Source organism: Thalassospira mesophila, from assembly GCF_002115755.1.
GTDB lineage: Bacteria > Pseudomonadota > Alphaproteobacteria > Rhodospirillales > Thalassospiraceae > Thalassospira > Thalassospira mesophila.
The window spans coordinates 725,561-740,297 of sequence record NZ_JFKA01000002.1; the positions used below are offsets into that span (position 1 = coordinate 725,561).

Here is a 14,737-nt window from a genome sequence, read left to right on the forward strand (position 1 = left end):
CGTTTTGTTATTTAAAGAGCGGCATCGATGGCAGCAGACAGATCCGACCAAAGGTCGTCTGCGTCCTCGAGGCCGATATGCAGGCGCACCAGATTTTCAGGCACGCCGAAACGAAGTGCCGAATTAGGCCCGCCAACCTGAGCCCGCGAAACCAGTGCGGGCACAACGAGGCTTTCATGGCCGCCCCAACTAACCCCGATTTTAAAAATGCCAAGGGCATCGCAAAAAAGCGGGATGTTGACGCGGGGTGAAAATTCAAACGAAAACAAACCCGAAGACCCGGTTAAACCGTCGGGCAGATTGCGGCCCAGTGTCGGGTGGTACACCGCGACCACTTCGGGGTGATCGGCAAGCTTTTGGGCGATGGCAAGGCCGGAGCGTTGATGTTCGCGCATGCGGGCGGGCAGGGTGCGCAACCCGCGCAGCAACAGCCAGGCATCAAAAGCCGAAAGTTTACTGCCGAGATAAGGCAAAATCTGCCCGCGCAAACGGCCAATAAAGTCGTTGCTGGCGGCCACAACACCGGCTACCACATCACTGTGCCCGCCCAGATATTTTGATGCCGAATGAATAACAACATCGCACCCCAGCGTTGCGGGTTGCTGAAATATCGGCGAGGCCCAGCTGTTATCGATCATGGAAATCGCACCATGTTTACGGGCGATTTCGCATAGTTTGGCGATATCGTGAACATGAAATGTCCAGGATGTCGGGCTTTCAAGATAAAGCAGCTTTGCACCGGGCAGGGCCTTGTCAATCGCATCGATATCGCGACCATCGACATAATCGACCGTGACATTCAGGTCTTTCAGCATCATTTCAAAGAAACGATAGGCATCAGGGTAAAGATGCTCGACCGCGACAATGCGGTCGCCGGGTTTTACCACCGAAAGAACCGATGCCGAAATGGCGGCCATGCCACTGGCAAAACCAAGGGCGTCTTCGGTTTTTTCCAGTTTGGCGATTTTTTCTTCAAAGGCGCGCACGGTCGGGTTCAGGCCGCGACTGTAAACGGGGCGCACCTTTTTGCCGGCATAGGTATCGGCCATGTCGGCGAAGGATTCAAAAACGAACAACGAGTTTTGAAAAATCGGCGGCACCACCGCATTGCCAAAATGGGTTTCATCATAGGCAACGACGGTTGACGGGGAAGACGTAACGACGGGGGGCTTATTGGTGTTCATTGGACATTCTCACGATGTCGTTTTCAACGACTTCCAGGATGGCGAGGGTATGCTGCCGGGCGCTTTCGGGGTCGCGCCGCTCGATGGCGTCAAACAGCATGCGGTGAAATTCAAAGGAATCACGGGCAAAATCGGGGCGGTTGAACGGGATGGAAAAGAACGATTCAAAGGCTTCGCGCATTTGGCCCAGCAATTGTTCAAATAGCGGGTTTCCGGCGGCCTTATAGATCGACAGGTGAAAAACAAGGTCGGCCTGGCCTGCTGTGCCTTCGCGTAAATGTTCGGCCTCCATTGCTTCCAGTGCCGTGCGCATTTCGGTGATATCCTCGGGCGATGCGCGTTTGGCGGCCAGAACGCTGGCCTCGCATTCCAGCCCGCGCCGCACCTCCAGCGTTTGCAACAGGCCGTCGCGCTGGGTGGCGATGGATAGCGGCATGTAAACGGTTTGTTCGGTGACCGATCGTTTCAGATAGGTGCCAGAACCCCGCCTGATTTCAACAATGCCCAGGGCCTGCATATGGCCAATGGCTTCGCGGATGCTGGAACGGCCCACGTGAAGACCGGTCATTAATTCGCGTTCCGGCGGCAGACGGTCGCCGGGTTTCAGGTTTGTTTGAACGATAAAGCTGGTCAGCGCTTCCAAAATGGCATCGCGGCGTCCCGATGATGCAATGGGTGTAAAGCCGGTACCCGTTATGTCTGCCACACTTTGATCCCTGATTTGTCGGTTGTGCATCTTTGCCGGGCATATTGTGGTATGCCGTCAGACATCAGACGTCAGACCAATTTGTCCAATACAGGGGGCCATTGTCAAGTTTAATGAAAGTTCACGACTGTTTTTTGATATTTCCCGACATAAAATTACAATAGCTCGACAAAATAGTGTTTTGCCGGGGCGTTTGTTTTGCGGCGAAAATTGCGGGGCGAAACCAAAAACTGCGCCGCCGCATCACCCGCCACGGTGTGTTGCGCGAAGGATATGCGAGGCGCGCAACCGGAGAAGCTGCGGGCAGCACTATGGGCTGCGATCTAACGTCGCTGGGAAACAGACTGTCATATGGGTACCGAGTCTTTGGCGCTTGGACGCGATCAAGTAAGGCTTTTGCCAACAAGGTGCTGCGCGCAGATCGTCACGACGGGGAGGATGGCCGGGTTGGTGGTTTTTGCCGTGCAAGCAGCAAAAAGCCCGCAATGCGATCCTTGGTCAAGGGCATTGCGGGCTGAAACAAGGGGCGAGGGACAACAGGGCGAACTAGCGGCCCGGGCCGTTCATAACGCGCTGGCCGTTAACCGTGATGCGGCCATCGGCAAGCAGTTGCAGTTTGTATTTACTGGTGCCTTGTTTGCCCGGCGTACCTGCCGCCAGTCCGTCGACCGCAGGCGGGAACAGGGCACCGAGAATGGTGGGGCTTTTGGGGGTGCCCAAAAGATATTCCAGTTGTTCGCGGCCCACCAGGTCAAGGTCCAGCACGCCCTGAAAGCCATAAGCCGCATTTTTTTGCGGCACGAACTGGCCGGTGCCAGCAGCTTCAAGATTACGGCTTTCGACATACAGCTTTTCAACGTCAATCGGCTTGCCGGTTTTTAAGGCCTCGTGCCACAGGGCGTTGGCGATGTTGTTACGCACCAGCGACGGGCGCATGCCTGATAACAGGTCGCTTAAGCCTTGTTGTAAAATCGGGCGGGCGCTGGTCCATTTTACGCCGGTGGCATGGCCCAAAAGGCGCACGGTGCGCGGTTGAAACAGGCCGGGCAACCACATGCCGTCATGGGCATAGTCCAGGCGGGTGGTGCCGTCGCTGTCAGGATACAGCGACAATTCGGCTGATTTCATCGCCCCCATTTTTTCGCGGTTGGGGCCGGTCCATTCGGCATCTTTCCAGGCAAGGTCAACCTTGCGCGTCAGCCACGAAATTTTCAGATCGCTTAGCAACCAGTGCTGGCGCGAAACCGGTTCGTCGGCACCAAGGAAATTGGCAAAGCCGGTAAACCCTTCCGGGCTTTGCGTTTGTGTGTTCCAGGTCACTGTGCCACGCGCATTATGCATGGTCAGGTTACGCTGATTAATGGTTTCCTGTGCGCTGATGCTGGCTTGCTCAGGCAGGTTAAAATCGATGCTGACATAACGGGGGGTGTTTTTGTCGTCATTGACGTTGATCTCGACATTGCTCATCACAAGGTCGCGATCACCTTCATATCCGCCCAGGGGCACATGGACATTGTCATAGTGAAAACTGGCAATGCCATCATGGCTGGTGGCAGAGGTTTCGGTCGCCGTAACGTCATGTTGTGCCATGACTTTTTGCAAAATCTGGCGAGCATTGTTAACATCCATGGCCGATGCGATACCGGGCATGGCAAGCATACCCGCGCTCAGGCACAAAAAGGCCGTTAACCGGGGTGTTTTGCTGCCGGGTCGAAAACGAAAAACGGCCTTGTTCATTTATACAGTCTCGCTGGTCGTGAAGGAACGGATGCGAAGATATTGCAGGATTTTGGTAAAGATGGGGCAGTCGTGCTTTCGGGGGCTTGTCACGCGGTTGTGAAAGGCCGCGCGTCATTATTTCTGGCGCGCCGGTTTTTTAAACAGAATGATGGCGTTTGGCGACATAAAGGCATGCGGGCATAGCCCATAAATCGGAATGTCGCGTTTTGATGTGCAACAGGACGGGCATACACGACCGGTTTTGCCCAACAGGACGCACTGCCGGGACAATATGGCTAAGCTCGTGATGTATCGGCTGATGGGGCCGGGGTCATGTGCGGGGCCAGGCACGAAGGCCCGATGATGAATGCCGGTTTTGGGAAAGAAGTACAGGCCGCCCGCATTTCGGTGTGCAGGTGCCCCTTTGATATCAGGTCATATACCGGGCTTTTAGCGGGCAGGGCCATGAATTTGAAAAGCGGGCATGACACGGGGGGCGATAGACAATTGTAATTTAATTTTGCGTTGCAATATGTTCGATTATGGAAGATTTTACATATGGGGAAAAGGGGATTGGCCGGGGTCAATCTTCGCGATTTCGGGTCCAGATGCCGTTAAATAACAGGTCAATTAACTGGTTTGCGCGCTTTACGATTTCGTCTTTGGACGGGATGTGCGACGGGGCGGTTTCAAGAACGACATCTCGCCATTGTCCCTGAATCATGGCGAGGAACATTTTGGCTGTAAATTCGGGGTCCGCGATCCGCATATTGCCGATATCGTTTTGATGCTGAAAAAAGGAAATCGTGCGTTCGGTTACGGGTTCGGGGCCATTTTTCATAAAGGTTTCGCGGATGCCGGGAAATTGATCCATTTCAAGCTGCAAGAAGCTCATGATGCGGATCGATTCGTCATCCAGGCACTTTTCCGTCATGATAATCGTGAAGTTAAGCAGGGCTTCGCGCGGGGGAATATCCGATCCCAGCGATGTTTGTAAAATTTCTGAAAACTCCTGACACTTTTCTGTCAGGACAGATGCGATAAGACCATCTTTGCCACCAAAAGCTTCGTAAAGGGTCGTTCGCGACCCGCCAGAGCGGGAGATAACATCGTTTAACGTCACAGCCGCAAATCCCTTGGTCGCAAGGATTTCCCAGGTGGCATCAAGCATCGCCCGGCGACGTGCCTCACCGCGCGATATTTGTTTTGAGACCGGCTGTAATGTTTCGCTCATGATTTTAAAGGGCCTTATGTTTTTGGGTCTTGCTTCGGCACTGCACAATATGTACTGTACAGTACAGTATTCTTAAAAGCAATGGCAAGGCTGATGTAACGGCTTTGCATTTCGGGACTGGAAGGAAGAAAATTTTGTCCGTTCGTTCTTGTCTAAAAGCTGCCGGTATGGTGGCGATGGTGATTTACGTTGCAGGCTGCGATGAGCAAAAGGGAGGCGGAAATGCCGCCGCCCAGCAAGCGCCGGCAACCCAGGTCACTTTTGTTGAGGTTCAGCCTCAGACGGTTGGTCTGGTCGCTGAACTTCCCGGCCGGACGGTTGCATCGCGCAAGGCTGATGTTCGTCCGCAGGTCGATGGGATCATCACAGAGCGCAATTTCACCGAAGGGGCGACGGTAAAAGCCGGACAGCAGCTTTATCAGATTGACCAAAGTGTTTATCTGGCCAATCTTGATGCCGCTCAGGCGGAACTGGCGCGCTCCAGGGCCACGCTGGATCAGGCCACCAAAACCCGTGCCCGGTATGACAAACTGATTAAAACCCAGGCTGTTAGCGAACAGGCCCGCGATGATGCCATTGCCGCCGAAGCCCAGGGCAAAGCCAGTGTTGCGTCTGCCCGCGCCGAGATTGATAAGGCGCGGATCAATTTGCAATATACGACGGTCACCGCACCGATCCCCGGCAAAATCGGGGCATCTTCGGTAACCGAAGGCGCGCTTGTGACGGCCAATCAGGAAATGACGCTGGCAACCATTACCCAGCTTGACCCGATTTACGTCGATGTCACCCAGGCCGGTGGCCGTCTGATGCAGATTAATCAGGGCATTGCATCGGGCCGTATTAAAAATGCAGCCGATGGCGATGGTGTTGATGTTCGTCTGATGCTCGATTCCACCGGGGATGAATACGGCCATATCGGCAAGATCCAGTTCGCGGATGTAACGGTGAATGAAACAACCGGGACGGTGCGTTTGCGGGCTGTTTTTGATAATCCCGACCAGGTTTTGCTGCCGGGTATGTTCGTCCGTGCCTTCGTTGATCAGGGACAGGTGGAAAATGCCTATCTTGTACCCCAGCGCGCTGTGATGCGGCGCCCGGATGGTTCGGCCTATGTCTTTACAATCAAGTCCGACAATACTGTTGAAGCCAAGGCGTTGACGATTGAGCAGTCCAAAGGCAGTGACTGGATTGTTATCAAGGGGCTGAACCCTGGCGACCACATCATTGTCGACGGTCTGCAGCGTGTCGGTCCCGGCGCACCGGTTACTCCGGTTGCCGCAAAGAGCGACGACGCACAGCCGGCATCCCGGTAAGGATAGTATCTGATGGCAAAGTTTTTTATTGATCGCCCGGTATTTGCCTGGGTGATTGCCCTTGTGATCATGCTGGCGGGGGGGCTGTCGATTCTGCAATTGCCGATCGAACAGTACCCGTCGATTGCGCCACCTTCGGTCAAGGTGTCGGCAAGCTATCCGGGCGCGTCTGCGCAAACTGTTGAAAATACGGTCACCCAGGTGATCGAACAGCAGATGAATGGCCTCGATAACCTGCGTTACATGTCTTCCACCAGTGATTCCACTGGGAGTGCGCAAATTACCCTGACCTTTAATTCTGAAGCGGACCCGGATATTGCCCAGGTTCAGGTGCAGAACAAGTTGCAGGCGGCAATGTCTGTTTTGCCAAGTCAGGTGCAGCAGCAGGGGATTAACGTTACCAAGTCCAACGGGTCGTTCCTGATGGTCGTGGGGTTTGTATCCTCTGATGGCAATATCGACGTCCATGACCTGGCCGATTTTGTTTCCAACACGATGAAGGACCCGATTTCGCGCGTGAACGGCGTTGGCAGTGTGTCGGTGTTTGGGGCGCAGCATGCAATGCGTGTGTGGCTGGACCCGAATAAACTGATCAGTTATGGCCTGACGGTTTCTGATGTCCGCACGGCGATTCAAGCGCAGAACACCGAAGTTTCTGCCGGTCAGATCGGCGGGGCTCCGGCCGTTGAAGGTCAGCAGATCAATGCGACCATCACCGCGCAAAGCCGTTTGCAAACCCCTGAAGAATTCACAAATATTCTGTTGCGGGTGAATACCGATGGGTCCCAGGTTCGCCTGGGCGATGTTGCGCGTGTGGAAATCGGGGCGGAAAGCTATAACGTTGTTGCCCGTTATAACGGCAAGGGGGCGGTTGGTATCGGTGTCAATCTTGCTACCGGTGCGAATGCGCTTGATACGGCTGAAGCGGTCAAAAGCCGTATTGGCGAACTCAAGGCATATATGCCTGACGGTGTGGAAATTGTTTACCCGTACGATACCACCCCGTTTGTTAAAATTTCGATTGAGGAAGTTGTCTACACGCTGGTGGAAGCGGTGGCTCTGGTCTTCCTTGTGATGTTCCTGTTTTTGCAGAACTGGCGCGCCACCCTTATCCCGACCATCGCCGTTCCGGTGGTGTTGCTGGGGACTTTTGGGGTGCTGGCTGTATTTGGCTATTCCATCAACACCCTGACCATGTTTGCCATGGTGCTGGCCATTGGTCTTCTGGTCGATGATGCCATCGTGGTGGTGGAAAACGTCGAACGTGTGATGTTTGAAGATGGTCTGTCCCCGCGCGATGCGACACGCAAGTCGATGGAACAGATTACCGGCGCTCTGGTTGGCATTGCCCTTGTGCTTTCGGCCGTGTTTGTGCCGATGGCGTTTTTCTCGGGCTCGACCGGGGCAATTTACCGCCAGTTCTCGATCACGATCGTTTCGGCGATGGTGCTCTCGGTTATCGTTGCACTCGTGCTGACTCCGGCATTGTGCGCGACCTTGCTTAAAAACTCGCATCACGATCCTTATAGCCGTAAAGGCTTCTTTGGCCTGTTTAACCGTGGCTTTGACAAAACCAATACCTTTTATCAGGGCAGTGTTAGCCATGTGGTGAACCGCAAATGGCGCTATCTGGTGGTTTATGCCTGTCTGGTGGGCGGTCTTGGCTATCTGTTCACGCAATTGCCCAGTTCGTTCCTGCCCGATGAAGATCAGGGCATTATGTTCTCGATGGTGCAATTGCCCGCCGGGGCATCGCAGGAACGGACAATCGGCGTTCTGAAAAAGGTCGAAGGCCACTTCCTTAATGACGAAAAAGACAATGTGAACGGCATTTTCACCGTGGCGGGCTTTAGTTTCGCCGGTAGCGGGCAGAATGCCGGTATTGCCTTCGTCAGCTTGAAAGACTGGTCACAGCGTACATTGGCGTCCCAGTCGGTCAAGGCGATTATCGGCCGTGCCTATGGCTTTTTTGGCCAGATCAAGGACGGTATGGTCTTTGCCTTTACCCCGCCAGCGATTGTTGAGCTGGGAACGGCAAACGGCTTTGACATGCAACTGGTGGACCGTGGTGCGGTTGGCCATGATGCCCTTGTTGCCGCCCGGAACCAGTTGCTGGGCATGGCGGCAAAAAACCCGGCCGTGCAGGGCGTTCGTCCGAACGGTTTGAACGACATGCCGGAATTCCAGGTTAATATTGACCAGGAAAAGGCCAAGGCGCTGGGCGTTTCGATTGGCGATATCAACGATACCCTGTCGACCGCCTGGGGGTCGAGCTATGTTAACGACTTCATGGAAAAGGGCCGGGTCAAAAAGGTTTATATTCAGGCAGATGCCAAATACCGCATGATGCCCAAGGATATGGACAACTGGTATGTCCGTAACGATCAGAACGAGATGGTGCCGATTTCGGCATTTGCATCTATGTCCTGGGGTTATGGTTCGCCCCGTCTGGAACGCTTTAGCGGTTTGCCCTCCCTTAATATTCAGGGGCAGGCGGCACCAGGGGTGAGTTCTGGCGACGCGATGGATGCCATGGCCGACATGGTTTCCAAGCTGCCTGACGGCATTGGTCTGGAATGGACGGGGCTTTCTTATGAAGAACGTGCCGCTGGCGACCAGGCACCCGCCCTTTATGCGATGTCGGTTATTGTCGTGTTCCTGTGCCTTGCTGCCCTTTATGAAAGCTGGTCCATTCCGGTTTCCGTGATGATGGTGGTGCCGCTGGGCGTTTTGGGGGCTGTCGCGGCGGCTTTGCTGCGCGGTTTGCCCAATGACGTGTATTTCCAGGTGGCGTTGCTGACCACAATTGGTCTTTCGGCCAAAAACGCCATTCTGATCGTCGAGTTCGCCCGCGATCTTTACGAAGACGGGATGGATTTGCTCGATGCCACGGTGGAAGCCGCGCGTCAGCGTTTGCGCCCGATTATCATGACATCGATGGCGTTTACGCTGGGCGTGCTGCCGCTGGCGATCAGTAGCGGTGCGGGTGCTGCGGCCCGTATTGCGGTGGGTACCGGTGTGATGGGCGGCATGATTGCGGCAACGGTTCTGGCGATTTTCTTTGTGCCGTTGTTCTTCATGGTGATTGTCGGCACGTTCTCGCGCAAGGATCGCTCGATAAAGGAAAAGCCGGTTATCGATGATAGCCCGGAACTTTAAATAACAGATACGGGGCCAGCAACATGGTTGGCCCCGTGCACGAAAAAGCCGGCCCGTTACCGGACCGGCTTTGTTCCCGCGCCTTCGACGGTCTGCAGAATAATCTGCAAGTCCCCCGACCCCGCCGTCGGTTGCGCGTGACGAAGAGCCGGTGCAAAAGCACCGGCTCTTTTGTTTTGGCCAAATGCAAGGGGATCGTCAAGTTCCGATATAGCTAAAACGACAGTATAGATGTGTCTTATTGCGTTTGGATAGGTGGAACCAGTTGCGTTTTGCCGCGTTTTGATACCAGGCGTTGATATTCCGGTTTTGCGCCCGTCCTTGCGCTCTCCCTTGCGGTCATCGCGAAACCGACCATTTTCTATTCATTGCCTGATGCCGTTCTGGCGCGTTGGCAGCCCCCAAACGACCCTGCCTTTTGTTTCTTCCGTGCTGGAAACGCGATGTCGACCATATTCGCCCCGCCTTGCGAAAGGAGCTTTCATGCCGCTTACCATTGCCGAAACCATTGTTGATATGCTGGCCGATGCCGGGGTTAAGCGCCTGTATGCCGTGACCGGCGACAGCCTTAACCTGCTAAACGATGCCATTCGCCGTGACGGGCGCATTGACTGGATCCATGTGCGCCACGAAGAAGCCGGGGCCTATGCTGCCATGGCCGAAGGCGTGCTGGGTGGGCTGGGCTGCTGTGCGGGCAGTTCCGGGCCGGGCCATGTGCATCTGGTTAACGGGCTTTATGATGCGCACCGCTGGGGTGCGCCGGTCATTGCCCTGCCATCCACCATTGATCGCGCCGATTACGGCATGGAATCGTTTCAGGAAACCGATCTGGCGATGTTTAATGGCTGTAGCTGGTATAACGAGCTGGCCCAAATCCCCGAACAGGCCCCGCGCATGTTGCAACAGGCCCTGCAAAACGCCATCACCCGCAAGGGTGTCGGCGTTTTTGGCTATAGCGGCGATATTTTACCGCTCGATTTGCCCAAAACCGCCATTGCATCGCCGGTTTATCGGCCCGAAACCATTGTTCGCCCCGATGACGCAACGCTGGACGAACTTGCCAGCCTGCTATCCGGGGCCAAACGGCCGCTGATTTATGGCGGTATGGGCTGTGATCATGCCCGTGATCAGGTGCGCGAGCTGGCCCGCCGCCTTAACGCGCCGCTGGGCTGGACGTTAAAAGGCAAAATGGCGTTAGAACACGACAACCCCAACGGCATTGGCATGACCGGCTTTATCGGCGGCAAGGCCTGTGCCGATGCCATTGCCAGGGCCGATGTTGTGTTGCTGTTAGGAACCGACTTTCCGTGGAAGGACTTTTTAAAAACCGATGCCCGCATTGCCCAGGTTTTAACCCACGGCGAACGGCTGGGGCGGCGTACCCATGTTGAAATGGGCCTGATTGGCGATGTGCGCGCCACGCTCGATGCCCTGTTGCCCCGCCTTGAAAACCGCGATGATGACAGCTTTTTGCAAGACCGGCTGGGTGTGTATAAATCCGATCAGGACCGGCTGGAACATCATGCCGGGACGGGGGGTAAAACCGGCGAAATCAGCCCGGAATATTTAACCGCAATGATCAGCCAGTATGCCGATGACGACGCCATTTTCACCGCCGATACCGGCATGACCACGGTGTGGGCGGCGCGCTACCTTAAAAGTACCGGCAAGCGCACGTTTATGGGCTCGTTCTCGCATGGGTCCATGGCCAATGCCATGCCCCAGGCGATGGGGGCGGCCTTGGCCGGGGGCGGTCGGCAAAGCATTGCGCTGTGCGGCGATGGCGGGCTGTCGATGTTGATGGGCGACCTTGCCACCATTGGCCAGTATCAGTTGCCGGTTAAAATGGTGGTGTATAATAATTCCAGCCTGGGCATGGTTGAAATTGAAATGCAGTTGGCCGGTTTGGCCAATTATCAAACCGAAATGGTCAACCCCGATTTCGCGCAGGTCGCCAAGGCCTGCAATATTCGCGGGGTGACGGTGGACGACCCCGACAAGGTTGAAGATGCCGTTCGCATGGCGATGGCACATGACGGCCCGGTGTTGCTTGATGTGAAAACCGACCGTTACGCGGTGGCCATGCCGCCCCATACCTCGGTTGATCAGCTTGGCAGTTATGCGCTCAGCGAAGCAAAAATGATATTGTCGGGCCGGGGCACCGAAGTGATCGATCAGATATCGACCAATTTTAAATATCTGCGTGATTTGTAATTTTTATGGCCGGGTCGTCGTTCTGACGGCCCGGTTTTTTGCGATACCAACAATGGAACATCCCCCATGAAACACAATGACAGCATCTTTGCCGCCTTTAACGGTGGCAATGGCCCCATCCGCGCCGTTCTGCCACTTGTGGCCTTTATCGGCGCGGTGGTTTGTCTTGTGGGGGCGGTCTGGGATCAGGACTGGTTATGGGGGCTGGTTATTTGCCTGCCGGTGCTTGTTGTTGCCCTTCATGATGTATCGCAGCGCGATTATGCGGTGTTGCGCAATTACCCGGTTTTGGGCTGGGCGCGGTATCTGTTTCAGGATTTACGGCCCTATCTGCGATCCTACATTGTTGAAGGCGACCTTGAAGGCCGCCCGTTTAATCAGGACCAGCGCCGTCTGGTCTATGAACGCGCGCGCGGCGAGGAAGATAATCACCCCTTTGGCACCGAGCTGGATGTTTACGCCCACGAATATAAATGGATCAGCCATTCGATCGCCGCCCTTGAGGTGCCCGATGTCGCCCCGCGCATCATCATTGGCGGCCCGCAATGCACGCAGCCCTATAGCGCGTCGATTTTAAATATCTCGGCGATGAGCTTTGGTGCCCTGTCTGCCCGCGCGATCGAGGCGCTTAATACCGGGGCCAAAATGGGCAATTTTGCCCACGATACCGGCGAAGGTTCGATCAGTCCCTATCACCGCAACGGCGGTGGTGATCTGATCTGGGAAATCGGCTCGGGCTATTTTGGCTGCCGCACGCAAGACGGCAATTTTGACGAAGATTTATTTGCCAAGGCCGCTTGCACCGATCAGGTCAAAATGATCGAAATAAAACTCAGCCAGGGGGCCAAACCCGGCCATGGCGGGGTGTTGCCCGGTGCCAAAGTAACGCCGGAAATTGCGCAAACCCGCAAAATCCCCGAAGGCAAAGACTGCATCTCCCCGGCCTCGCACAAGGCCTTTTCCACCCCGCGCGAAATGCTGCATTTCGCCGCCCGCCTGCGCGATTTGTCGGGTGGCAAGCCCGTCGGCATCAAGCTGTGCGTTGGTCATCCGCACGAACCGTTTGCCATTGCCAAGGCCATGCTCGAAACCGGCATATATCTTGATTTTATTGTGGTGGACGGGGCCGAAGGCGGCACCGGTGCCGCGCCGATAGAGCTGTCAAACCATGTCGGCCTGCCGCTGTATGACGGGCTGGTGATTGTGCGCAATGCGCTGGTCGGAACCGGCCTTAAAAAACATGTGCGTTTGGGGGCCAGTGGCATGGTGCATTCCGGCACCGGCGTTGCCCACGCCATTGCACTAGGTGCTGACTGGGTGAATGCCGCCCGCGCCTTTATGTTCTCAATCGGCTGTATTCAATCGATGAACTGCCACAAGGGAACCTGCCCCACCGGGGTTGCCACCCAGGACCCGCGCCGTCAGCGGGGGCTGGTGGTGGCCGACAAAGCCAAACAGGTCGAACGCTTCCACCGCAAAACCGTCCACGCCGCCCTGCAAATTTCAAGCTCGGCGGGCCTGCACAGCATCCACGACCTCGAACCCCACCACCTGTTCCACCGCATCAGCCCCACCGAAGCCCGCACCGCCGACCAGATTTACCCGTTTGTCGCGGAAAACCAGTTGGTCGAGGCCCCGGAAGACACACCGTATGATCTTTGGTGGAAAGCAGCCTCCGCCGACAGTTTTAATATTGCCAAGCATGTGGGGGATCAGCATAAGGCGAAGTCGTTGGGGATTTGAAATCTACGAAGTAAAAAGATCGCTTGGGGGTTAGTTTATTTTTATATCAGACAGCCATGATCTTACTTCTTTAATTACGCTATTGTGAGGTCTGCCAAAATGATTTTTGAATAAGCTATTTTTTTGGATAATTTCTTCTTTTGTTTCTTTGTCTCCTAATTCATATTTTATTATGTCTTTGACGACACCTAGGTAATGGGGGTCTGTTTCAGGGTTGAATTTGTCTAATCTGGATTTATTCATGACTTGATCATAAGTCAGTTCACTGTCGATTGCCCTGAATAAGTTTGGTTGATATACGTTGAAATAACATACGATTGCAATTGTAATTTGAAAAATAGAATCGTATTTTTTCTCTCCAGACATGTTCATTATGATGGAAAAGTAAGTTAATGTTCGTTCGATTTCTCTGAACGAAGGTTTGTAATACTCTACTAGTGCGGCAAGAATTTCAATCGTATCTGTGTTATTTATTTTTTCATCAGTCTCCATCATTTCTTTTAGTGCGTATTTGAGGAAGGTTACTCCGTGATCGTTATGCTTATCTGATGCTCTTGGTAATTCTACCCATAAATGAACAAATTTGTTGAGGTAGTTGGTTGCATTTATTTCGGTGCCGTATTTTGCTCTTATTGAATCTTCAAGTTGCTTCCTGTTGGTGACAAGTAGGAACGTTATTCCCTCAACGGAAAATAGATGTTTGATTTGTTCTAATAGTTCTAGGGCAAAATCTGGGCGGCAGCGATCAAGTTCATCTATAATGAAGATAAGTGGTGATCCATCACCGATTTCTTGGGAGATTTCTGTCAAATGATTTTTGAATTTCTGTAGAGATGATTTATCGTTTTTTGCTTGTTTTAGCTTCTCGTCAACGATTTCATCTATTTCTTTTGATTTAAAATTAGAGATTATTTTTTCAATAGAATCGACGTCACTGCCATCTACTATACCTGCTGTGGTTATTTTGGCTGCAACTTTAATGGCGCCTCTTGTTAGTGATTTTGTGGCTTGAGATAAATTGTCTCGGAATTTTTCTTGTTTTTTCTTATCAGTGGTCGGTATTAATTGATATATTTCAGAGGCTAGGGCGAGGAAGGGGTGTTCTTGATAGTCATTTGCGAATGCATCGAAATATATGGAAGTGATTTTTTTTCTGTCGCGATTTGAGAGATATCCTCTCCACATTTTGATAAAAGTACTTTTCCCCTCGCCCCATCCCGCATCTAAGGCAATTACAGAACTGCCACCTGATTTCTCAATTAAATTTGCTAGCCTATCCCCGAAATCTTTGCGCTTAAAGATGTCTACTTTTTCAGTGAACCCGCTTGTTGGCGTGATGTCGGGTTCGGGGAAAATCATCCTCATTTTATCAAGCCTCTCAGTGCAATCGTTTTATCTGTGGCTTTTATCTTTAAGGAAATTGCGCTTTTTGTGAAGGGAAAATAAAAAACCGCCTCAGAAGAGG

General features: G+C 53.6%; 9 protein-coding genes. 4 read left to right on the forward strand and 5 right to left on the reverse strand.

All coding sequences use genetic code 11. The features are described 5' to 3' along the window. Window positions 1–11 precede the first annotated feature (11 nt). The 4 genes from TMES_RS07745 to TMES_RS07760 all read right to left on the reverse strand — a co-directional run bounded on the left by TMES_RS07745 (window position 12) and on the right by TMES_RS07760 (window position 4,843). A complete protein-coding gene (locus TMES_RS07745; RefSeq protein WP_085581083.1) occupies window positions 12–1,184 on the reverse strand; it encodes an aminotransferase class I/II-fold pyridoxal phosphate-dependent enzyme in 1,173 nt (390 codons plus the stop codon). Next, a complete protein-coding gene (locus tag TMES_RS07750) occupies window positions 1,171–1,890 on the reverse strand; it encodes a FadR/GntR family transcriptional regulator (RefSeq protein ID WP_211275882.1) in 720 nt (239 codons plus the stop codon). Before TMES_RS07750 ends, TMES_RS07745 begins: the two co-directional genes overlap by 14 nt. Window positions 1,891–2,436: 546 nt before the next feature. Further along, window positions 2,437–3,627: a hypothetical protein gene (locus TMES_RS07755; RefSeq protein WP_085581087.1), complete on the reverse strand. Its 1,191-nt coding sequence runs from the start codon at window positions 3,625–3,627 to the stop codon at window positions 2,437–2,439. Window positions 3,628–4,192: 565 nt separating this feature from the next. Then, on the reverse strand, window positions 4,193–4,843 hold the full coding sequence (locus tag TMES_RS07760; RefSeq protein ID WP_085581089.1) for a TetR/AcrR family transcriptional regulator: 651 nt from the start codon (window positions 4,841–4,843) through the stop codon (window positions 4,193–4,195). Window positions 4,844–4,977: 134 nt separating this feature from the next. Between TMES_RS07760 and TMES_RS07765 the strand changes: the two genes are divergently transcribed. From TMES_RS07765 to TMES_RS07780, 4 genes are all read left to right on the forward strand, one after another. Continuing rightward, window positions 4,978–6,156 (forward strand): efflux RND transporter periplasmic adaptor subunit, encoded by a 1,179-nt coding sequence (locus TMES_RS07765; RefSeq protein ID WP_245835247.1) that lies wholly within the window; start codon window positions 4,978–4,980, stop codon window positions 6,154–6,156. A gap of 12 nt (window positions 6,157–6,168) precedes the next feature. Next, on the forward strand, window positions 6,169–9,315 hold the full coding sequence (locus TMES_RS07770) for an efflux RND transporter permease subunit (protein WP_085581093.1): 3,147 nt from the start codon (window positions 6,169–6,171) through the stop codon (window positions 9,313–9,315). A 483-nt stretch (window positions 9,316–9,798) separates the two neighbouring features. Then, window positions 9,799–11,529, forward strand: coding sequence for a thiamine pyrophosphate-dependent enzyme (locus TMES_RS07775; RefSeq protein ID WP_085581094.1), 1,731 nt, complete (start codon window positions 9,799–9,801; stop codon window positions 11,527–11,529). A gap of 66 nt (window positions 11,530–11,595) precedes the next feature. Beyond that, window positions 11,596–13,272, forward strand: a complete 1,677-nt coding sequence (locus TMES_RS07780; protein ID WP_085581096.1) for an FMN-binding glutamate synthase family protein — start codon at window positions 11,596–11,598, stop codon at window positions 13,270–13,272. 30 nt (window positions 13,273–13,302) lie between these two features. Here TMES_RS07780 and TMES_RS07785 read toward each other — a convergent pair whose 3' ends face one another. Next, the gene (locus TMES_RS07785) at window positions 13,303–14,637 is read right to left on the reverse strand and encodes a KAP family P-loop NTPase fold protein (protein ID WP_085581098.1); all 1,335 of its coding nucleotides are present in this window, start codon (window positions 14,635–14,637) and stop codon (window positions 13,303–13,305) included. Window positions 14,638–14,737: the final 100 nt, after the last annotated feature.